At 36.1% G+C, this 22761-nt stretch carries 21 protein-coding genes and 5 pseudogenes; 5 read left to right on the forward strand and 21 right to left on the reverse strand.

Going from position 1 to position 22761, the window contains the following annotated elements:
• Nucleotide 1 precedes the first annotated feature (1 nt).
• The 14 genes and pseudogenes from GOP56_RS07570 to GOP56_RS23850 form a co-directional block, all read right to left on the reverse strand.
• On the reverse strand, nt 2-1567 hold the full coding sequence (locus GOP56_RS07570; RefSeq protein WP_163245289.1) for an ABC transporter substrate-binding protein: 1566 nt from the start codon (nt 1565-1567) through the stop codon (nt 2-4).
• 281 nt (nt 1568-1848) lie between these two features.
• Nucleotides 1849-2535, reverse strand: a complete 687-nt coding sequence (locus GOP56_RS07575; protein ID WP_163245290.1) for a class I SAM-dependent methyltransferase — start codon at nt 2533-2535, stop codon at nt 1849-1851.
• A gap of 416 nt (nt 2536-2951) precedes the next feature.
• Nucleotides 2952-3146, reverse strand: a pseudogene (locus GOP56_RS23840) (IS3 family transposase); the annotation flags it as partial.
• A 237-nt stretch (nt 3147-3383) separates the two neighbouring features.
• Nucleotides 3384-4862, reverse strand: a complete 1479-nt coding sequence (locus tag GOP56_RS07580) for an Lsa family ABC-F type ribosomal protection protein (RefSeq protein WP_163245291.1) — start codon at nt 4860-4862, stop codon at nt 3384-3386.
• A gap of 488 nt (nt 4863-5350) precedes the next feature.
• Entirely contained in the window at nt 5351-6406 is a 1056-nt protein-coding gene (locus tag GOP56_RS07585; protein WP_163245292.1) for a Cfr family 23S rRNA (adenine(2503)-C(8))-methyltransferase, read from the reverse strand.
• Between the two features lie 155 nt (nt 6407-6561).
• A complete protein-coding gene (locus GOP56_RS23330) occupies nt 6562-6723 on the reverse strand; it encodes a hypothetical protein (protein WP_022586682.1) in 162 nt (53 codons plus the stop codon).
• Between the two features lie 235 nt (nt 6724-6958).
• Nucleotides 6959-7186, reverse strand: a complete 228-nt coding sequence (locus GOP56_RS07590; protein WP_163245293.1) for a hypothetical protein — start codon at nt 7184-7186, stop codon at nt 6959-6961.
• Nucleotides 7187-7881: 695 nt separating this feature from the next.
• The gene (locus GOP56_RS07595; RefSeq protein WP_254068662.1) at nt 7882-8019 is read right to left on the reverse strand and encodes a DNA methyltransferase; all 138 of its coding nucleotides are present in this window, start codon (nt 8017-8019) and stop codon (nt 7882-7884) included.
• A gap of 296 nt (nt 8020-8315) precedes the next feature.
• Complete coding sequence (locus tag GOP56_RS07600) at nt 8316-8978, reverse strand: hypothetical protein (protein WP_163245294.1); 663 nt, start codon at nt 8976-8978, stop codon at nt 8316-8318.
• A 27-nt stretch (nt 8979-9005) separates the two neighbouring features.
• Nucleotides 9006-9173: a site-specific DNA-methyltransferase gene (locus GOP56_RS07605; RefSeq protein ID WP_163245295.1), complete on the reverse strand. Its 168-nt coding sequence runs from the start codon at nt 9171-9173 to the stop codon at nt 9006-9008.
• Nucleotides 9174-9462: 289 nt separating this feature from the next.
• Nucleotides 9463-9618 carry a hypothetical protein gene (locus tag GOP56_RS23845; protein ID WP_254068664.1) on the reverse strand — a complete coding sequence of 52 codons (156 nt, stop codon included), beginning with the start codon at nt 9616-9618 and terminating at the stop codon, nt 9463-9465.
• A 377-nt stretch (nt 9619-9995) separates the two neighbouring features.
• A complete protein-coding gene (locus GOP56_RS07615) occupies nt 9996-10385 on the reverse strand; it encodes a hypothetical protein (protein ID WP_163245296.1) in 390 nt (129 codons plus the stop codon).
• Nucleotides 10386-11161: 776 nt separating this feature from the next.
• Nucleotides 11162-11518, reverse strand: a complete 357-nt coding sequence (locus GOP56_RS07620) for a hypothetical protein (protein WP_254068666.1) — start codon at nt 11516-11518, stop codon at nt 11162-11164.
• A 404-nt stretch (nt 11519-11922) separates the two neighbouring features.
• A complete protein-coding gene (locus GOP56_RS23850) occupies nt 11923-12087 on the reverse strand; it encodes a hypothetical protein (protein WP_254068667.1) in 165 nt (54 codons plus the stop codon).
• A 674-nt stretch (nt 12088-12761) separates the two neighbouring features.
• Here GOP56_RS23850 and GOP56_RS07630 point away from each other — a divergent pair.
• The 3 genes and pseudogenes from GOP56_RS07630 to GOP56_RS07640 all read left to right on the forward strand — a co-directional run bounded on the left by GOP56_RS07630 (nt 12762) and on the right by GOP56_RS07640 (nt 14830).
• Entirely contained in the window at nt 12762-13265 is a 504-nt protein-coding gene (locus tag GOP56_RS07630) for a DinB family protein (RefSeq protein ID WP_163245297.1), read from the forward strand.
• A 626-nt stretch (nt 13266-13891) separates the two neighbouring features.
• Nucleotides 13892-14074 (forward strand): annotated as a pseudogene (locus GOP56_RS07635) (zinc ribbon domain-containing protein); the annotation flags it as partial.
• Nucleotides 14075-14200: 126 nt separating this feature from the next.
• Nucleotides 14201-14830 (forward strand): DUF3885 domain-containing protein, encoded by a 630-nt coding sequence (locus GOP56_RS07640; RefSeq protein ID WP_003344302.1) that lies wholly within the window; start codon nt 14201-14203, stop codon nt 14828-14830.
• 276 nt (nt 14831-15106) lie between these two features.
• Here GOP56_RS07640 and GOP56_RS23855 read toward each other — a convergent pair.
• Both GOP56_RS23855 and GOP56_RS07645 read right to left on the reverse strand, forming a co-directional pair.
• Nucleotides 15107-15297: pseudogene (locus tag GOP56_RS23855) on the reverse strand (hypothetical protein).
• A gap of 174 nt (nt 15298-15471) precedes the next feature.
• The gene (locus tag GOP56_RS07645) at nt 15472-16260 is read right to left on the reverse strand and encodes a PhzF family phenazine biosynthesis protein (protein WP_163245299.1); all 789 of its coding nucleotides are present in this window, start codon (nt 16258-16260) and stop codon (nt 15472-15474) included.
• Nucleotides 16261-16369: 109 nt separating this feature from the next.
• Here GOP56_RS07645 and GOP56_RS07650 point away from each other — a divergent pair, with 109 nt between their 5' ends.
• A complete protein-coding gene (locus GOP56_RS07650; protein WP_163245300.1) occupies nt 16370-17755 on the forward strand; it encodes an aminotransferase-like domain-containing protein in 1386 nt (461 codons plus the stop codon).
• A 1110-nt stretch (nt 17756-18865) separates the two neighbouring features.
• Nucleotides 18866-19525 (forward strand): hypothetical protein, encoded by a 660-nt coding sequence (locus GOP56_RS07660; RefSeq protein ID WP_163245301.1) that lies wholly within the window; start codon nt 18866-18868, stop codon nt 19523-19525.
• Between the two features lie 199 nt (nt 19526-19724).
• Here GOP56_RS07660 and GOP56_RS07665 read toward each other — a convergent pair whose 3' ends face one another.
• The 5 genes and pseudogenes from GOP56_RS07665 to GOP56_RS07680 form a co-directional block, all read right to left on the reverse strand.
• Entirely contained in the window at nt 19725-20345 is a 621-nt protein-coding gene (locus GOP56_RS07665) for a glycoside hydrolase family 73 protein (RefSeq protein WP_163245302.1), read from the reverse strand.
• A 255-nt stretch (nt 20346-20600) separates the two neighbouring features.
• Nucleotides 20601-20867 (reverse strand): BhlA/UviB family holin-like peptide, encoded by a 267-nt coding sequence (locus GOP56_RS07670; protein WP_163245303.1) that lies wholly within the window; start codon nt 20865-20867, stop codon nt 20601-20603.
• 445 nt (nt 20868-21312) lie between these two features.
• Nucleotides 21313-21693: a VOC family protein gene (locus tag GOP56_RS07675; RefSeq protein ID WP_163245304.1), complete on the reverse strand. Its 381-nt coding sequence runs from the start codon at nt 21691-21693 to the stop codon at nt 21313-21315.
• Nucleotides 21694-22255: 562 nt separating this feature from the next.
• Nucleotides 22256-22536: pseudogene (locus GOP56_RS23870) on the reverse strand (terminase TerL endonuclease subunit); the annotation flags it as partial.
• 66 nt (nt 22537-22602) lie between these two features.
• A pseudogene (locus GOP56_RS07680) lies at nt 22603-22745 on the reverse strand (DUF1541 domain-containing protein).
• Nucleotides 22746-22761 lie beyond the last annotated feature (16 nt).

Here is a 22761-nt window from a genome sequence, read left to right on the forward strand (position 1 = left end):
CTTATTTCACCACAAGTTTTTTAAAATCGATTGGTACATCGGATACACCAGAATAATGGAATTCTGAAATTTTGCTTGAAGTAACAAATTTTTCATCTTTGTAATCGATTGGAATAGCAAGTGTTTCTTCAGAAATACGTTTAAAAATATTGTCGAATATCTGTTGCTGTTTTTTTTCTTGGATTGTAACTGCAAAATCATCTAGTAGATTCGTCAATTTGGTGTCATTTGCAAGAACTCCATGTCCCTCAGCAGTATTATGATAAAGTGAGTTCAAGAAATTATAAGGCAGCAGTGCATCAGTATAGGTACGATAAAAAATCATGTCATACTTTTTCGTTTTCCATAAAACATCATAGTAGCTTTCACTATCAAAGATATTGATATTTACTTTTACCCCAGCTTTTTTCAAGTCGCTTTCAATAATTTCCGCCTGTTCTTTCCATTCGGGAAATTCTGTTGTTTGGATAACTAGATCAAATGCAAGCACATTATTTGCTTTTTCATAATAACCCTCTGCATTTTCTACGTAGCCCTCTGATTCAAACATACTTCTAGCTTTGTTAAGATCATACGGAATGTTCTCTTGATTATCCGTAGAAACATATTTAACGTTCTCCTGGAATATGCCAACCAGCTTTTTATCCGATAATGTAGACTTGTTGACGGCCAATTCGATCCCTTTACGGATAGTGGAAGTCAATACTTGATTATCAGGATTGAAGGCTAGAAAATGCGACCTCGTTCCTTCAAATTTATGTACATTATAAGATTTATCCTTTTTCAATGAATTGATGTCACTATCCGTGATACTGCCTAATGTTCCTCCGACAACGTCGACCTCGCCGCTTTTAAGCGCTAAAGTACGTGAGCTTCCATCTTCGATCGTCTTGAAATTCACCTGATAATTCACTGGATTTCCATGATTATAGTATGGATTTGGCTCCATCAGCACTTGCTCGGCAGAGATTTCCTTCACAGTAAAGGCCCCAGTACCAATTGCCTCTTTGAAAGCTCCATCAACTTTTTCACCCTCAACAGAATGCGGACTCATGATTCTTAATGGACGAGCCTGACACAATTCAGCTAATACTTGATTGGATATTTTTGTAAAATGCATCGCAACTGTCGTACCATCGATCACTTCGATTTTTTCCAAATTTGTCAGAGTCTGCAAATCACTTGTTTCATTCTTTGCTTTTGCTCGATCAATAGTAAATTTCACAGCCTCCGCATTTACATCGCTGCCGTCAGAAAATTTGACATCCTTTTTTAGATGAAATACATATTTTTTCCCGTCCTCTGATATTTCCCAAGACTCAGCTAGACCAGGCTTGAAGGCTCCTTTTTCGCCATATTCGACTAAAGGCTCATAAACTGCTCCATATAGAGCCAAATATGCATCATAAGAAGTGGCATCTAGTTTCTGAGCATTTGACTCGTTTGAAATAGCGATATTTACTGTCGCCTTCTCATCTTTTTTTGATGCATCCTGATTATTAGAAGAGCAGCCAACAAGAGAAATGGCAGCCAGCATAGAAATTACAATCCCGAACTTTTTTTTCATTGTTATCTTTATTCCTTTCACATTTCCTACTCAAAGGACAACATCGTCTGAGAACAAACGTACAACTTTGTGTGTTTTTTACAGTAAACCAAACTTGGGCAGGGAAAAGTCGTTGTCCGCAGCAAAACTCGAGGGGATGAGCAAGCACATGGTCCCACTTCATACCCTCGCACTGTCAAAATGTACAGCTTTGCTTTGCAAGGCGGACGGACATTTCCCATGCCGCTTTTCTACAAGGATGAAATCCGTTGATTCATTTCTGGCAATGTGTCGTAATCATTTTAAGCGTTGCTTCCTGTTTTCCTTGCTTTGATTAGATAAGAATTTTCGCAAGATAAAATATAATCATCAACTGATAGATAAAATTCTTTATAATCGGTCACACTATATACCGGTTCAGTGTATTCTTTAAGCAGCTCGACTGAAAATCCATTTTGGATCAGACTATCTACTACCTCAGTAAGCGTCTTGTTCTGCATTTTTGTTGCTCCAAATTGATCTATCTGTTCTTTCATATAATCGAAGCTAGGATTTTTCGATTGATCCGCAAAAGAAGCATAATAGACTCCGCCATCATTTAATACATTCGAAATCATGCGGAAATGTTCATCTATATTTTCAATCAGATATAGTACTGAGGTGCTGATCACCGTATGAAACTTTCTTTCTAATGAAGCAGCATCTCCCGTTTGAAAATATTCGATCGGATACCCATCGACACGTTCTTTTGCAACCCCAATCGCTTTTTTAGCTAAATCAATCCCGCAAGCGCTATAAAAGGGCGTGGTATCATACAATGTCCTTAAAAATCCACCCTGATTGCAACCGAAATCCAAAACATCTCGGTTTTTCACATCATCGATATCAATAAGCTCAATTACTTTTTTCCATCCTTCTTGGTGACTGTCTTCCATCTCCTGATCGCCAGTATTCCCTTTTTGCCACCAATTATCGTATCCTTGTACCATTTTTAAACCCTCCTATATTTACATCTCAAATTAAACTAACTTCTTTGGCTGATATGTATATTTTGTATGTTAGTGTTCTTTCTAAAAATCGCAAAAAATATAGGATTTTCAAAAAATCCCCACATACAATTTTATTCATCAGTAAAATATAAATGAAATTCCTATTCTTTAGCAGAATGAATAGATAAAATAAAAATTCAATTATAGTGATGAAGCCATTTCTATTAGTTTTTTATTCCTAAATGATAATAGTAATCATTACGTTTTGATGGTTGCTATGTTATCAAAGGAGGTATCCACTTGTCAATCATTATTTTCAGATATACTGTTGAATTACGTTTATTGGTTCCTGTCTAGATTAGAGTCCATATCTTGGATACATTTTAGCAGAGACATTAGGTAATTTTGCTACGAGTTTAGTAATCAATGGAGCTATGAATTCTATTCCGATTGTAAAAACCTTCCATGTAAGAAAACAAAGCTCGTTTTGCCTCTTCAAAGTTTTCATAGCTCGTTCGATAAATTTCTTCTTTCTGGAGAAATTCAATTCCTACATGATTGTGCGGCGTTCCTTTTGGGGGTGGGTTGCAAAAACTTGCGGATATATCGTAGAGGGTATCGTGTATGCCATAATTTAATAAACAGAAAGGAGATAAAATGAAATTACAAAGGATATGAATATAGCTGATAATTGGTTTAGCTGAATAATCATTTATGAAAAAACGTCCGAATCTCCCTCGTATTCGGACGTTTGCTTGTTCCCTATGTTGCTTTAAAATAAAGTTAAAGCAACATATAGTTTCATAACCAGATTTTTACTGATTATATCTTCAATTCTTCATATTTAACTACATAGATATAGTTTTTGTTGCAACTGTTTGTTGAAATGCCTGATCATGCTCAACAATAACCATTGTAGGATTAAATCTTTGAATAAGCTCTTCAATCTGCATGCGTGAATAAATATCAATAAAATTTAACGGTTCATCCCAAATATATAAATGAGCTTTTTCACATAAACTTTTGGCTATAAGCAGCTTTTTCTTTTGTCCACCAGAATAATGAGATATATCTTTCTCAAATTGAATTCGGTCAAAATCCATCTTACGCAGGATGGATTTAAATAACGGTTCATCAATCTCATGCTCTTCAATAAAGTCCGATAAAAGTCCCTTCAAATGAGAAGTACCTTGTTGGACATAGGAAATAATGAGGCCTGAACCTAAATTTATTGAGCCTGTATGCTGTATCGAATTTCCTAGAATTAGTTTGAGGATACTACTTTTTCCGCTTCCATTCTTTCCATCAAGTACAATTCGGTCACCTTGTTCAACTTTAAAGCTAATTGGCTTATTCACTATTTGGTCATTGTACTTAACAGACACATCAGCCAAAACAATCAATTCGTTTGACTGAAATTCCAATGGTTCTAATTTTAATGACTCAGTTTTTTCCACATTTTTTAGCAGTTTTGACTTTTCCTCAATAGCTTTTTGTTGCCTTGATTCAAGGTTCTTTGCTCTCTTCATCATCTTTGCTGCTTTATGTCCTACAAAACCCTTGTCCAACTTGGAACCCGAATTCGTTGTCCCATTTTTGGAAGCTTCCACTTGATTAGACCAGCCTGCTGTACGCTTTGAAGACTGTTTTAATCTCCCTATGTCTTTTTGTAGACGCTGATTTGTTGCCTCTTCGTGTTCCTGCTGTCTATCAAAATTTAACTTCCAAGAAGAATAGTTACCACTTTGAACTTCAATATTTGCCCTATTTATAGATAAGATATGGTCAACGCATCCATCTAAAAAGATTCTGTCATGTGAAATTAAAATAAACCCTTTTTTCTTCCTTAGATAATCAGAGACGATCTTTCGTGCATCAGTGTCTAGATGATTGGTTGGCTCATCTATTAATAGAAATTGACCCTCAGTCAAAAAAAGTGCAGCAAGCAACACCTTTGTTTGTTCTCCATTTGATAATGTTTTAAATGGTCGGTACATGACCTCAGCATCAACATTTAGATAGGATATTTCACGAAGAAATTCCCAATCTTCTGCTTGGGGGCAAATTTCTTCAAAGATTTCATGAGTATACTTGTTTTTATCCGAAACTGGATAAGGGAAATAATTAAATTCTACCGAAGAAATGATTTTCCCACTATACTCATAATTCCCTAATAATAAATTAAAGAATGTTGTTTTACCTCGTCCATTTCTACCGATAAACCCAAGTTTCCAATCCGTATCTATTTGAAAGTTTACACCTTCAAAAATATTGTCAAAGCTACCTGGATAAGAAAAAGTTAAGTCTTGAACTTGTATCATTGACATGATAATTCCTCCTTTGTATATCAACCCTTTTTACTTTTTATACAAAGTCGGCACATCCATCTATTCTAAATTTCTCCGTATAAGTTTGATGGATATTAACGACTTATACGGAGTATTCATGCGTAACAATAGTGTCTGAATTGCTCATTTCTCTCTCTCCTTTACTTATTAGATTAAAGTTACAGATTCAAAAATATCAATCTTGACTATGAGAGAATAAAAAATCCTCCCAATTTGTAATTGGAAGGATTAGTCTTTCACTTATAGTAAATAAGCTCTTTTTTGCCATTGGAATCATGACAAATAAAGTGTAAACTGATTTATAAAAATGGATAGACTAACCCTATATTTTGTAGTTTGAAGTTATTCATTTCAAATAAAAATATAGATTAGTTAATCATTGTCCATCCATCAGTCCTCTCATAATTGTATTTATATAGTAACAAATTTTTTTATGAAATACAATTCAGCATCATCTTCACCTCAAATTACTGCTTGTTGCTCTTTTGATAATTTCCATACAATTGACCACAAGCAGCATCTATATCAATTCCAAATTGACTTCTAATGGTTACATTAATACCTGATGATTTTAATTTTTTGTAAAAATGAACAACATGACCTTCATCAACTTCTGCGAATCTTAAAGGAGAACTGACGGTTGGGTTATATCTGATTAAATTTACATGATATAAACGTCCTTCTTTATATCGACCTTTTAATAGACTTACTACTTCTTTAGCATGGTCAATAGAATCATTCACACCAGGTAACATAATATAAGCAATATATACTTTTCTTGATGTTATTCGTATATGCTCATCTAATGTGTCCATTACATCTAATAATGGATACCTATCATTAATCGGCATCAACTTACTTCGTTGTTCATTAAAAGGAGAATGTAACGAAAACGTTAAATTGACTTGCGGATAATTCAGAGTCATTTTTTTTATACTCGGTATAATACCAATAGTTGAAATAGATATCCTACGAGGGCTTAAAGCAAACATCGTAGGATCAGTGAGTACATCTAAGGCATCAAAAACTTGTACATTGGCTAACGCTTCTCCCATTCCCATAAAAGAAATACTATCAATTGAGTGACCTTGTAAGTAAAAATGGAGGATTTGGTCAGTTATTTCATCTGAGGTCAAATTTCTTTTTAATCCAATGTCACCTGTTGCACAAAATTTACATCCAAAATTACATCCGCACTGAGAAGATATACAAAATGATTCCCACCCAGCTTTATATTTCATATTTACCGTTTCTATTTTTCCATTTCCTGGAATTTCAAATAAGACTTTAGTGACTTGCTCAGAATGTTGTTCCTTTAAAGGAACAACATCTAAAATAGACTCTCCAAATTCCTTACCTAAAATTTCTCTTAACGATTTTGGAAGTACATGAATTTCGTTGAATTTATTTATTCTTTCTTTAAAAATGGCATTCAATATTTGTTTCATTCTAAAACTAGGGTAATTATGTTCCCTTAAGAATTCTTTTATTCTACTATACTTATTGTTTAGTTTTAATTGCATCTTCCTCTTCCTTCCATAAGACTCTCTAGTTTTATAGGAGTAAATAGAAAGGAGTTGTCTATCCCTTACGTTAAAAGTAAACGCCAAAAAAGCACCGATAGAATTATCGGTGCTGAACTTTAATTAAAATATGCACAAATAAATAAACAAGGACTCTAAGTCATTGCTTTGTAATTTATTTGCCATAGAGGTAAAGCTCCGATAACTGTTTTTGTATGGTTGTATAGCATAAAAAAGGACAGACTACTCCCTTTGTCTGCTAAATCATTACCAATTTTTACATTTTTACCAAACAGAATTCTAAAAACAGTTAACATTGCTTGCACCTCCCTTTGTCAAATTTATTATAGAGTAACCTAACATAAAAGTGAGTGTATGTAAAGTGTAATTTGAGAATTATTGTAAAACTAACCTGCCTATTAGTTAAAGGAAAAAAATTCTGCAAAAATAAGTTTTTAATCAAATTTTATTGCAAATTATCAATCTTTATTTTGAATAATCGAACTTTGTTTTAACTGATTCAATCTTTTTTATAAAACTACACCCTAATCACTAATCATTTTTTCTTACACTAATTACATCCACAACAGCATCCACCAGAAATCCCTCACTCCAATCCAGACATTGCCTAGCAAAATGGCGTCGCCCTTTTTGTACGTTATCTACATTGATACCGAAGTGCTCAAAGTGGTCATAACCGTGTTTGCTAATGACAAAATCTCGACCGGATCGTTCAATCATTCCCAACTCAAGCAGCCGATCAGTCAATCCAACACCCACTTCTCCCGCTATGTGGTCATAGCAAGTCCGGGCATACCTCAACACTTTTGACTGGTCATATTCCTTTAGAGACCGAATCGGCTCATCAAAAGCTATGTTTTTACAGGGATTATCAAGTTTTTTACACATGTTTGTAAGTGAAACTTGGGGAGGTACTACTTTTTAGAACTCCTGAAAACCCTTATGGCTCTGAGGCTACGAGTTATGAAATTGATTCATATAATAAAGGTTCTAATGGTCTCGCTTTTCTTTCCCAATGTTTTTTTCGTCAAAATATATGTTACGATTAAATCGTTCAATAATCCAACGCAGTCACTAGTTACTTTATATGAAACATGGGCAAATGGTCTTTCTGTGTTCCAAAGAAGAAGGGGTTAATATTCTTTTATCTAAAAATAAAATTAGTGTTCAGGCATTGTTTAACCGCAATTGTATTAGATACTTGACTCCAATATCATATGAGGGATATGGTAAACCAAACATAACAATTTGCATAACATAATAGCATTTGACATAAATATCTCAAAATAAATCTTCTATATTTATTAGTATCTTGTGCTTCGTCTCAAAAGATAAAAAATGATCCATTTATATCAAAATAGCCCTCTGACGGAAATTAGACCGTTGGAAGGCTTTCGCATTATCTTTGTTTCGCTAATTTAAAATACACTTCATCTATTTCAAATCCCGTTATTTTAACGGCCAAGCTTGTTCACCGCTTTTACTGTTGGTCCAGATCCTAAAAAGAAATCCGCTAACGTTTCGCCTTCCTGACTACTGTTCAGAATAATGCTCTCTATAAGTTTAACTGGCTTTTCGATGGGATGAATCATTTTTTGTCCTTCTACCGGGCATGTGGAGTGCTGTTCACTGTTCGTACGGAAAAATTGAAGTAAGATGCTTCGGTGTCTAAACCCTTCCAACATGACGGAAGTTTTTTTGTTTAGACGGTTCGACAGCTTAATGTGGTAACTATTTTCCAAAAATAAAAAAATGATATTTCTCCAGAACTAATTCTGATGGTAAAAGAAAATGGATGGTGTAATGGGTTTTGTTTAAGAAAAAACAAAATGGGACGATTGAAAGGCAATGTAACTGCCAATCTATGATCCCCTGTAATGCTTAAGGTTTAGTCATTGCAAGTATATTTAAATTCAGGGCATGTTTGAATAAAGTAACCGCTTCTCACTTGCCCTGCCCAATTATGCAATGCTTCCTTCCACTGGACACTCTCAAAAAAATCATTCACGGTTACACCAGTAGAAGAGTGCCAGATCAGTGGCGTGAAGGGAAAGAGCGGCCCCGCATCACCCCAAATCCCTCCTGCTGAAACCGTATCTTGTTTAACGAGGAGCAAAGGGAGTCCATATTGGAATGCCATGGAAGGTTCAATCTGTAAGAAGGGAGAATAGGGTTCACCTTGATTTGTTGGCTTTGTTGGCTTCAATAGGGCCGCTATAGTACCGTAACTTGAGTTGATCATGGTGCGGATATTTTCTAAGGTAGTATTAGGGTACTGGTCAGTATTAGGTAACGTTCTAGGAAAAAGAAGCACCTTCTTGATTTCCTTAAACATCCGAATGATGAATTGTTGCTCCTGTGATAATGGGGGTTGCGCTGGTCCGAGAGTAAACAGGTTTTGGTGGCTGAAAAAAACAGGGATTCGAAAAAACGCGCTTGCCGCTTCATTTAAATCATTCAGATCAGCGTAAGCCTGTTTATGCTCTTCCTTAGGGATAGTTTCCTTTGAATTATCATTCTTATATTTATCTTTCGATTTGTCTCTACTCATTTACATCACCTCCATGGGATAACATATTCAGAAATAAAGATGGGGGTGATAGCGATATTGCCAGCCCATGCCCATGTGTACTTTGTTCCAGACCAGACAATTCTTTATCGTAAATCCGACGCGCTGCATCCACAAATAAAGGAGCGAATACATGTTCCAATCAATAGATACATAAATATGTCTACCTGGCTTCAAAACTCTGTACGCTTCTCGGAGCCATTTAGTAAAACTTTCCTACCTTCCCTAGCGAGGTGCTAATGATCGTTAGAGACCCATGTTTTACCCTTGTAAGAACAGGGACCGCTAACGTGTATACGGTGACGATGCTGTCCCAACTACCAAAGAAAGCAAATTCATCCAGAACATATGACGATATGATGCAAGTAGAATCGTCAAAGTTTTGTGATCTCGCCAGAGCACGAGCTACTGATACAAATGAAAAACCTAACTGCCTACCCTTTAAGGAGATTTGTAAACGATCAGTTTACTCCAGGAAGTCACGCTGGTAATCATCAAACTCGATGGCCGGATCGCTTAACAGTTCCAGATACCCGCTTTCGGTGGCCAACACAGATTGTAAAGCCTCTGTATCAACCTTTTTAGGTGTGATAATAGTAGGGCCATTATTCTGCTCACTCACGAACTGTCATCCTTTTCAGAAGAACGTAAGCAAAGAGAGCGTTGACAGCTTCAGCAGAAATACCTATATTCACCTGAACCTGTGTCCCGTTATCCTTAGGGGCTTTTGGTGTCATGAGATATTGGCCGGATCAATACCGAGATCTTTGGTCATTTTTGTTGCCATAGCTAAAGCTGGATGGGCTGTCTTCTCGATGTATGGAATCCCACTGTTTTGTGTTTTTTATCTTTTAATTTCTCAATTTTAAGTTCGGTACGTAACAGGGAGCTACGCCCCTTTTCACTCAAAAACTTAATCAAAAAGCCACTCATTGCTTGATCATGTACACATGATACATCACTTTGAGTGGATCGAATCGTTTACCTTTTTATCTCACACTATCGAATCTTTGTTGCTCTCCATGTATATTGTTTTTCTCCTTGTGGATGACGAAACAATCTTACCTCAACCTTAACCTTTTTCTTATGCTCATCAAAATAAAAATCTGCTTCAGCGCCTGGATTAACATGACTACCTCTAAAGTACCAAATGCCGCGCCGTAAATATGCTAATAATGGTCCGGCTTGTAACCACTCTCCGGTAATGTAAATTATCGGTTCTTCTTTGTTAGGATCTTGATGCCTGAACCACACTGAACCATTAACCCTATACTGATGCGGTAGTACATTTGTGTATATATAAGTGTTAAATTTTAGAGTGGTTCCCCCATTTGTTTTGTAGATTCCATCAATGTTCAATTGATTTGGATTGGATGCAAATCGATACATATCTACTCTCCTTCATCACAGGCATGAAGAAATTTATCCATTCCAACATATGCGAAATAAAAAGAGAGGAGTTTGTCTAATTGGTAAAGATGTCGCCTATTTCTTCTAAAACAAAAAGCCCTAGCATGAGCCAGAGCTTCGTTAGCTACCGTTAACCGATTATTACTTGTACAGTGGACGCACAATGGATTCTGTGCTAGAAATAACTCCCTTGCCTTTCTCCACTTGTCATCATAGCCCCAACTTTTGGAAGAAACACGCTCTTGATCGTATTGTTTCTTGAGGGAGCTTGTCCAGAACTGGTAAGGCTTTTTTTATGCCGTAAATCTTTCTACCAACCTCGGTTATATATGAGGAACAAATTGGTTTCTCTTTTTCTCATTTCAAACTATGGACAACATTCCGCCGATCTATGAATGTGTTGAGTTCTTCAGGAGTTCCTTCGAACATTGTGTTTCCCATGATCATGTTCATAAGTAAAACCATCCTATCTGATTTTGGATATTGAAAAAGGATGTAGCATCAGCTACACCCTTGCATAAAGATTTTTGTGATAAATACTATCTATGTTAAGTCTTTTGTTTTACATGTAATTACAAATCCTAATCCACCCCAGGTATTTCTTACTTCTGGAATGCCTCCAGCTTCTTTACAATCCTGTGATTGCACTTCTGCAAATCTGTAGTTTCTAGCATGAAGAAGGCTTAAGAAAACAAAGCAACCAATTACTAAGATTATAATCAACAGGGGGTAGAACATTTTTTTCCTCTTACTAATTATTGTGGAATTTTGCATTTGACATCATATCCAATACCAGGAAAAGTATTTTTTACGTCTGCAACTCCCCCTGCATCTTTACAATCTTGAGCGCGTCGTTCAGCCATATCATAATTTCTTTCGTGGACTGTGTAGATCGTAAAAGTAGTGGCTCCTGCTGTTAAAAGCCCAGCAATTATCCAGATTGCAGGAAGAACACCTTTTTGCTCCTTATTAATATTGATTGGGATACCTCCATGATCTGCTGCCGAAATTGATGCTGGACCTAATACTAGAGAAGAAGATAAAATCGATAGCGACAAGATGACTGAAAGGAAAATAGAATTACCTTTAAAAATTTTAAATCCTCCTAACACTATTAAAATATTTTACATAAGGGACTTATTCTAGAGTTATACGGTATTTCCTTCCAATTATTACAAACATTTATTTTGTTGCGTTTTTATTGGTCTAATAACGTGTTTTTGCTCTCTGGTGTTAGTATTAAGAATTAAGAATATTGACACCCCAAAAACAAGATTGGTGCATAGAGCCACATGGGCTAGATTTATTTCTGAATTTTTAAAAAAATCTATTTATTCCTGTATATAGAAAAGAGAAAACAGCCTTCCGCCATACTCCCCCATAGGATTTAGGAATTTTTGATCTATCGGGGGAATATCCGTTTTTTGTTATCTACATTTTCAAAATACCGGTGAATCTCAGGTAACACCTCTCTGCCGTTTGTGTAGTAGTCAGGGTTGACCACATACACTTTTTCCTAGCTGGACAACGCTAAAAAGCCTAATGCTCTCTTGTCTAAGAGCGATTGGATTAGACAGTATCCTTGTGATTTTGAATAGCCACCTCTTTTGCAAAGATCAGTAGCATTACGTGGATCGCCCCGTTTCCCCCGTTCACCATCTCCAATCAGAACTTTGTTCATTTCATTTTGCCTCACTCCTTCTTCTCAATCACAGGACCATCTGATAAAGCTAAATACTACCTGTCCTGATTAATCAAAATATGTGCTGGCCCAGTACCTCTATAGTCTCTGCTTGCCCTATCCCATAATGATCAACGATTAGCTTGCAGTAGCCTGTGGCGAACGAATATAAATGGGTTCCTTGCCTACAGGACGCCTTGCTACTTCATCCCGCAATTCCTTAGTTAAAGACAAGCTCAAATCTGATTCGACTAATCCCGTTACTCGCTTGTAAGTTCGTTCAAACGGTATACAACAATATAGTAGTTGCTTCCGCTAAACGTCTTATCTCCTCTACGCTTTTCAATCCTTCTGCCAAATCTAGATTCACTTTGAAACTCAAACCATTTGAACTATTCACTTGCTCCTCACCCATATCACAGCAGCCCTTTAACATATAGTTGGTTTTGCCCACCTTTCGGGTTCCGAAGTCCGTCGCGCTGTGGTAGTTTCCTACCGAACTTCAGAAGCCTGACGATGGGGTAATACGCCTGACGGGCAGGAGAGATTAGCGTAAGAAGGATTTAGTGTAGATTTTATAGAATATTTCAATTAATCTGTTAAAAATTCAAATCTATCTTGTAACGTTATTAAAAATAGAAGAATTAAACAAACATTTTTAGGGGGATTTTTTTATGTTCCAAACCTTAGACCATTTTTTAAAATCTTGGGAGTTCGAAGCTGCTGCTACACAGAAACTACTGCGTAATCTAACTGATGAATCACTTAAACAGGAAATAACTTCACAAAGTTGGACTTTAGGACGTATTGCTTGGCATACCGTTGCTGCCATTCGCATTATTACTTCAAATACAAACTTAACGTTTGATGCCCCAGCCGAAGATTATCCCGTTCCTACTACGGCTCAGTTTATAGCAGACAGTTATCATCAAGCTAGCAATGCTTTTGTACAGGCATTAAAAGAAGAATGGACTGACCATACACTACAAGAACGCATCGAATTTATAGGTCAACAGATGCCGAATGGTTCACTATTAATGTTTTTGATTCAACATCAAAGCCACCATCGAGGACAAATGACGGTTCTTATGCGACAGGCAGGATTAACTGTTCCAGGAATTTATGGCCCTTCAAAAGAGGAATGGGCAAAATTTGGTATGGAAGCACCACAAATGTAGTTCAACAAAACCCATCCTAATGATCAAACTTCTTGTATTACATTTCCATCCGATATTGTAGAATCAATTTTGTTCAATCTTTTTTCAAAATTGATTCTTTTTGTTTGCTGACTTTTATTAAACTAACGGTAAACATCAGCTTAATAAAACAGTTGCAGTCTAGGACTTTATTTTTATGGTCCATGGATTGTCGCTATGTTTGTTTTTGAGGTCAGTCCAATACTTTATTATCAGCGAACAAAACAAGCTAAAACTACTTTGAATACATTTAAACAATGTGAGCCATTGATTTAACAGTGATTGTCACATAAAAGTTAAGTTAACGGCAATTTCCTGACGCTACCCCAGATGATAATGAATTTAATGAATCGAAGTCTTTGCTTTACCGAACCATAAATGTTTTGAAAAAGAATTTGATGTTGTTACATATGCATCTGAAATCTCATCAAACAATAACTCAGATTGTAAGATCACACGGATTTTTTCTTGACAGAATTTGGAGAAATCGATAAGTTAGAATTGATTTTTAAAGGAAGAGTCTTGTTAGTAAGAAAGGATTTTGGAGAGAAAGCGTTACATACAATGCGTGCTCTGTCGGGTTGACTCAATTGAAAAAAGAATTAGTAAAAACTTTTGCAAGTTCTCAATTATGCTCCTGCTATGGCTACCAAAACAAAGACGTTAAGAATCTCAACCTTCGTGATTGGAATTGCCCATCTTGTGGTACACATCACGCCAGAGAGCTTAATGCAGGTTTAAACCTAAAAAATAAAGCGATACGACTTCTAACCGTAGGGACACGGGGATAACCTAATCATTAGAAATCAAAAGGTTTCCGTACTTAGGAATCTCCCACTTCCACGAAGTAAGTGGGGAGTAGTTCAAGTAACGGATCTTTAAGAAAAGGGAAGCAATCAATAATTAAGGTGGTATATATGGAGTTAAAGAAATTTATGGAAGAGCATTATCATAATTTAAAGTTAATGCCTGATTTTTATCATCTTTGGGGACTAGGAATCCATGTTGAATTAGGCGATCATATATATCAATTAGATCGCAATGGTCAACTTAATATGGATATGTTTTATAGGGTGTATGAGCAAGTTTCTGAAATTACTTCCTTGTTATTTCAACAAAAGGATGATGTCATTGTTGTTGTGAACTCATATCCGAATGAAACAAAAAAAACAGCATATCCAAACTTTTTTAAACGTTATGTTAAAAATCAAAAGCTAAAATATTCATTACGTCTTCATGAATATTATTGGCAGGATGATGAAGATAATGAGTTTGTGCAGCAGATGGAATTGTTTTGTAAAGTATCTGACTTAAAATTAGAGTGGTTATTAAAAACCTTGATTCATAAAGATTTTTATGAATTACAGCCTCGTTTAAGAAAAAAAGGTAGTTTTTATGAGCCTGATGTATTCTTAGTAAACATCAATACAAATTGTATTTTCCATCTTTATGACGATAGAGGTTGCGAAATCATGAATACAAATAGAGCATATCATCAAGAACTAATGAATTACTTCAAAGAATGGGAAACTCAATCGAAGTCTTAATTTTTCAATTTAACGGGCACTTTTTATGAAGGTACGAAAATCGAAATGAAGGGCACAGGGTGGAGATTTTTTCGCGAGTTTTTTGGACTAATTCCTTTGCCCGTTTTGAAATTAAATCCAAAGCAGAAGGTTGCGAAAACAAACGCCAAGCGCTAGGCTATTGATGCCAAATGCAACACCCCGCCAGATTATCAATGGTGGGGTGTTTGCTGTATCCCTGCCCCACAGGTGCACTGCTTACGCTTCTATATTTACCACATTCTCAACAGGTATCCATCAAAAATCCTCATCATTCTTTCACTTGAATATGTTTAAACGTTGAATCAAATTTATCTATCCATCCCTAAGCTGATTCTATAAACCTCTGCCCTCTTTCGTTTCTTTCCACCAGCTAATTGTTAATACGTAGTCATACTGACGTGAAGTAAGATATCCTGTAAACAAAACTCGGCTAGCTCTGGAAAGATGAATTTCGTTACAAGTCAATTTCGATTGTAATATCCATCGGAAGCTGATTGACACCAACAGCTGTACGAGCATGCTGACCTAAGATACCAAACACGTTATACAACAACTGAGAGGCAAGTGTAATACCTAATTATTTAATTTTTCGTTCTATTTCTACAATACTTTCTCAATCCTTAACAATTTATCTGAAGGTCAGCGATAGAATATAAAACAGCAGAACCACTAATTTTTACTCTTTCCCCGATAAATTTACAGTATAGTGTTCCACCACGTTTAGAAAGCTGTCTAGCAATCATTTCGTTTTTTCCTAGTCGTTTTGCCCAAAAAGGAGTTAAACTACAATGCGCTGAGCCACAAACTGGATCTTCGTTTACCTGTAACTTTGGCCAAAAAGCTCTGGATACAAAATCAACCGCTTTTCCTTTTGCAGTCACAAAAACTGCAAGTCCTTCTGGAAATTGTGCTAATTTAGCAAAATCAGGGGATAAATTAAGCACCGCTTCTTCATTTTCGAGTACAAACACCAAATCTCTCCCTATATATGTTTCAATAGGCTTTACACCAAGTGCTTCCACCATCTGTTCTGTCAGCATATATTCCTCAACTTCAATACTCGGAAAATCCAATTCATAAAGATTGCAATTTTTCAAAACAACCAGTTCTCCGCTCATTGTTTGAAATCTGATTTTTTCTAGTTCTTTTTCATAATAGTTAGTGATTACATACGCAGTCGCTAGAGTAGCATGTCCACAAAGATCAATTTCCCCTCCTGGTGTAAACCATCTTAAACGATAATTGTCTATATCTCCCTCTTTGACAGCAAATGCTGTTTCAGAAAGGTTGTTTTCAGTAGCGATCTTCTGCATAGTGTTATCTGGCAGCCATTCCTTCATGATACAGACACCCGCAGGATTTCCTTCAAACAATTTTTCAGCAAACGCGTCTACCACGTAATATTTCATTACTAATAACCTCCTTGTTTTTATCTAAAACTTACAAATTACTTTACCATCGCAATTGTATGCTTTCAATGATAGAATTGTATGCAAGACAATTATCAGGAGGTTTAATATGCCTGTAAATTCATTTGAAAATTACCCAATGACATGGAAACCAGATAAGAAGCAGCTTGTTTCTCCAATATACCGATCCATTGCAAGTTTATTAGAATATGATATTCTCAATGGCTATCTCACACCTAATACCAAACTTCCTCCTCAAAGAGAACTAGCAGATTATCTTGATATTAATCTAAGTACGGTAACCAGAGCTTTTAAAATATGTGAAGTTAAAGGATTAATTTACGCTGTTACCGGAAGTGGAACCTTTGTCGCTCCTAATGTGGGAAATGCTATTTTTAAAGCAGATAGTGAAGAGAAAAAGAATGTAATAGAGATGGGAGTTATAGAACCACTTGATTGCTCAAATGCATTCGTAGCAGAAACAATTAAAAGCATCGTCACTAAAAATTATTTGGAAAAATTATTGGATTACAGACATCCGTTAGGCATGCCTTATCATAGAATGGCAGCCAAAAAGTGGATGGAGCGCTTTAACATGGATGTATCTGTTGAAAATATTTCGATAACTTCTGGGGGACAAAATTCCCTTACGCTGATTTTAATGTCCCTGTTTAATCCCGGGGATAAAATTGCGGTAGATACGTATACCTACCCTAATTTTATAGAATTGGCAAATATGCTTAATATTCATTTAGTTCCAGTAGAAGGAGATATCTTTGGGATGATACCAGAACGGTTAGATACCGTATGCATAACAAATCATTTGCAGGGAATCTATTTAATTCCTTCGTGTAATAATCCGACTGCTGTTACTATGGATATGAATCGAAGAAGGGATATAGCAAAGGTCATAAAGAAACACAACCTTATACTAATGGAAGATGACATATTTTCTTTCCTTGCTCCACAAGGTTACTTACCTATTTCACACTTTGTACCGGAACGCTTTGTTTATAGTTTAAGTATCTCTAAATCACTAAGCTCAGGCATACGAGTTGGATTTTTAGCCTACGCCAATCAGTTTGCTGAAAAAATCACTCACGGAATTTTCAATATCAATATAAAGACCTCCGCATTAAATGCAGAAGTTATAACAGAGTTGATCAATACTGGTTGTGCAGAGAAGATTATTACTCAAAAGAGAGAAATTGCCAAAGAACGTAATCTTCTCTATCAACAATATTTTCAAAAAAAATCTAACGAAAACCCTTTGAGTTTCTTTCGTTGGCTTCCGTTGCGCCAAAGGTATCAACTGAAACAGTTTGAACAGAACGCTTTGGCACATGGTATTCATGTGTATCATTCCCATCGTTTTTTGGTCAAAAAAGATGAATCTGATCAGTTTATTCGTATCTCGTTGACATCTGCCAAGGATGCTGATGAATTGGAGAAAGGACTTTGCATACTTAAGAATTTCTTACTGAACACCGAATGAAAAGTAAAGTAATTTAGAGGAATTGATTTGCGATGTTCTGGCTCTCGTTAGAAATGGTTAATAATATTTTGAATGAAGAAACAGAACAAATTACCAAGTAGAATTTGAGAAAATTCTTTGGAGTGGTTGGCAGAAAATCGTATGTTCAGAATATCCGTGACATACGATTTTTTTTGCGAAAATAAAGATTTGTTATGTCGAATGTTGCTTATCGAACTGAGAGCATGTACCTTTATTGAAGAAAAAAAGGTGGTTGCTATGAAGTTTGGAATGCGTAAACCAAGTTTCATAAAGCGTGTAGTAGCTAGGACAAGCCTAATAAGAGAGTTAGTGCTTCGAGTTGGGCTGAAAATTCCGAGAGGCTGGGGATGGCTCAGAAATCCTAAGAAGCATGCTTATAATAAAGTTTATAACAGGACTACGTTTGTTATATTTAAGGTGATTGGTAAGTTGTTTAAATAACTAATGCTTTGGTTGCAAAATTTCACCAAAATAAGCAAAATGGTTACAGAGATGATTGTCAAGAAAAAGAATAAAAAACCTCCCGATTAAGGAGTGTTTTGTAGTTATTTATTCTGCGGTTCCTATCCACTAGCAATCCTCAGCTCATCCAGTCATTGTCCATTAAAATTAGCTAGATCATACCTTTAGTATCGAAAAAACGCTAATCGCTGTAAACAGGAAATAAACGCCCGAATTTTGGGGTTCGGACGCTTATTACATAGCTATAATTGGACTCAATCTTTCTAGTTTCATTACTACTACAGCTTTGCATCCTGTTACTTAGTGAGTCAGCTTAGGCTATTTTTTCTTATTCAGATTTTTGATAAGTAAAATAATCCCTACAATAGCTAGGATAAGAATTATAACCCCTGCATATCCAACAGACCACCCTGCATCTCCAACAGACATTGATACTTCACTCCTTGTTATCCATTTAATAACTTTATTACCACATTTAATAACTCTATTACCACCATCAACGAAAAGTAAAGCTTTAAATTAAAATCATTGTTATTTTGCGGAATTTATTCTTTTTATTTACAAATAATATTTTTGTATATATTATATTTTTTGTTAATATTTATTTTATCTAGGGAGGAAGTCATCTTGAAAAAACTTTTACCGTCTTTATCCGTTTTTGCTTTATCTCTAACTTTATTAACTGGAAATGCTTTTGCTGCAGAAGCATCTCTTCCTACAAACTCGCACTATTCAGTAGCAAGTGAAGATGCCATTAATCAAAAACTTATTGATATCGCTAATAAATATGAGATTGGTGAAGCTATTGTTGGCAAAGATCTGGATTTTATTAAGGAACATGGAACAAGAGTGATTACCAATACTTCTTCAACTGAAGGTAAACAAAGACAAAAGAGAGCTATTACTGATAGTGAAAAAACATATAGAGTCAAAGGTTTTGAATCCAACGATTTTTTCGATGCTTCGATAAAAGGTAAGCTCTATACAGCATTAGGTATTTGGCATAATACTATTGATGGGGATATCACTACTAAAGTAAGTAGCGGAGAACCAACTGACTATAACACAGACGTTCGAATTATAGGATACGGTGCCGTGGGTACTAGTGGCACAATTGTTGGTAAAACTGTTGACGAAACATATTCTAGTGGTTGGACTAAAAGTACTAAAAAGTCTTGGACTTATAGTTTAGATCGAAACTTTTATGGTAGTGTGGCTGTCCTAACAATTAATGTTACTGCTTCAGTAAAAGGTCCAGACGGCAGCTTAGAAATTTCATGGGATTAGTTTACGATTAAAAACACTATCAAACAAAAATGGTAATTTGTTTATGGATTTCATTTACAATAGATTATGGAATAAAGCTTTTGTGAGCTGATAAGTGATTAATTGAAGGGTTCAAAAGCCCCTATATCTTAGGGTTTTTTTAAAAAATATTATTACTTTTGCCAAAACGTAACTAACACGCTCTTTAAACTTGTTTTTATTAATTTTTTCTTATTTGTCCACTAGCAACTCTCAACTCATCAGCCAATTGCCCAATCCTCACAGCTTTATCCTTCATCCCCATTTGATTGTAAAAAGCCCATTGTCCTTGTAAATGGCTAATAATTTCGTTCGCTACCTCTGGTTTCACTGTTGGTTCCTCCTTGTCATATTTAGCTAAACCATACTTTTCAATCAATCCGATAAGCTTACCTGGATACCCCGGATCAGTGGCATATCCTCCCTTGTGAATAGCATGGCAAGCAGTTTTATAATCAGCACCTAAAACGCCATGATAGCGTGTAGGCTTGTCTCTTGTACCGTTTAGAATTAGCTTTGAATGGTCTGCAATAGACTCTCCCCAGTTGTTGTAAGCTCTGAAATTAGCCGTGATAGTTGTCCATTGACCGTTGTAATTCTCCTTTGTAGGCATAGCGCAAACGCCTGCTGGGCCTGTTCCTTTGATACCAAAGAGATTGTTTCCTCGTTTAGTTAGTCCACTTTCTCCCCAAGCTGATTCAAGGATAGCCTGAGCGATCGTAAGAGATGCAGGTATCTTCGTTTTCTTCATGTCAGCTACAGCACTAGGTGCTATCTTATCTATAAAATCCTGTGGTTTCATTGCTCCACATCTCCCTTCTGAAACGAATTTTTAACTCCTGAATGAATCCCAATGGCAGCCGTTGCCTCAATAAAAGCTATCTTGCCAGCTTCGAGTAAATCTCCCCTTGAACAAAAAAGCGTTTATTGCATTATAGGCTATTGCCATCACAACAATAGCTAAAGGAATGTAATCATTTTGGGGACCAGCTCCGTGTTTTCAACCATGCTCCTGACGCCATTACGACTGCAATTACTAAACCAATTTCTATCATCATTAGCCCACCTTTTCTTTAAGTTCTTGTAATTTATTTTCTAAGCCATTTGGACTGCGCTCGATCTGTTGCAATGTAGTGGTATTACGTTCTAATTGAATTGCCATTCGCTCGTTATGCTCCATGAGTTTGGCTTCGCGTGTCTGAGCCTGTTTTACTAGTTGGGCCTCGCGCTCTCTTCCTTCCTTTTTTGTAGAGAAAAACAGCCAAACAAACAGAGCAGCGAACGGCCCCTGTTGAAGGAATGCGTTCATTACACTCTCTTCCATGCTTTTCCCTCTCCTTATCACCCCCCTAGGAGCAAAAATGAAAAGGGAGCCTATCAGCTCCCCATGAATGAAAAAACCCCTCTCTGATCGAGAAGGCGTTACTTGGCTAAATCCTCATATCCCAGTACAGTTAGTTGTCGTTTCACTTCAGGTCTTTATCTATTAGTTGTTTAGGCACCTGCTCCAGAGTTTTCTCTCCAGATATTACTTAATAAACAGTTCCACATTTATTATCAACCCAAACAGTTTGATCAAAATATGCGCGGAAACCTGCATTTTACACCAAAATAAAAGAATCCATTTTAAAAAAAGATTGATCAAAATGGATTCCTCACTTATAAATGATGGCTCGATTTTTATAAAAAAGCTTGATTGATAACTGACGGTGTATATTGTTCACTCACATCCAAACGACTTTTGATGTTTTCTTCTATAATTTTATGATTTACTTTTTTTCCATGACTGCAAAGTAATTTTTTTCTTTATCAGCAAAGTTAAACACTCTACCAGAAGGCATACTTACAATTTCCCCGACTGTAATTTTTTTATCTGAAAAGTCTTTATATAACTTATCGAGATCTTCCGAGAAAAACATCAGCGAAGGTGTATTAAGATTTAATTCAGGCTGCATTTTAGCAATTAATTCCTTATTGTGGAGAATGATACTCGTTCCTGCCTCATTTGTTGGAGCAATTTCAATCCATCTTAACCCTTGACCATTATCTTCTTCAGAAACTACGCTAAACCCTACTTTTTCTGTCCAAAATTGTAATGCCTCATCTTGGTTATTTACATATAACATAATTTGACCGACTTTATTAATCATTTTCTTCTCTTCCTTTCTATTAGTTCAGTTAATATTGATTTTTTACTTTTGAGCATTCCATTATACTTTGGCATCAAAATCATATCATTTTACTCCATCTTTATTTTAAATCAATTTTTTTAAAAGCCACAGCATTATCTGCTGATTGTAATTGTAAAATTGTTCGAACAGATCTGTTACGGCAATACTTATCTCAAAAGAGTATTGATTAAAACCTTGAGGATCATAGTAATCCCATTTTAGGATAGGTGCTAAACTGGCGCCTCCTGGTTTGTCCCTACTACCTACAGGTGATAATGGAGTAGCTGTTGGAGCTTTATATGTTTTAAGGTATTGTCTATTACTAAACTACGTTGTTGTATTGATCCCAGACTCGTACTGTATCGTAAAACTCCGTATCAGCTTGTAAGTATGCTGTCACTTTATGCGTACTACTACCACTCTCTATCATGCTGAGCCTGCCTTAACTTCAAAATCGTTCCACCCAGTTTGAAGATATCCCTTGTCAACCCCATTGCAAGTTCTCCTTTGTCAAAAACCAGATCGCCCCCTTGCAAAAGAAAAGACCAATATTTTCTTGGGCATCCATCTTGGTAACTGCGTTTCCAATTGACCATTCCAGGACAGGGTTCTTGTCATTAGAACCTCCTTTTCTAAGACCATTTCTCTAAAATTCTTAGTCGGCTCTGATAGAGTACGCACCCCTTACCTAATTTCAATCATGGTATAGCCTTCTGCTTCCATATTAGCAGCGAATTGAGTTGCATTGTATGGATCGTAACAAATTTCTTTGATTTTCTATTCCTCTTCGCGCTCCATGTGCTGAATATACGCCTTAATATAGGACAAATAAAAGAAGCAATCCATCAAGAATTGCTTCTTTATTTTCTAACCCTATTGTTCAAACTTTTATTTAGTTGAAAGTTCACTCTTTGTTACCCATTTATGATTTTTCACTGGTTCTCCGCCAGTTGTCGGAGTGTAATCAACCATATACACGGTAGCATGTTCACTGAATCAAATTTAGCAGTTGCTCCTTTCATACCTGGCATGTGGTCTGCCTCTAAG

This window comes from Brevibacillus sp. 7WMA2 (assembly GCF_010748895.1).
GTDB lineage: Bacteria > Bacillota > Bacilli > Brevibacillales > Brevibacillaceae > Brevibacillus_B > Brevibacillus_B halotolerans.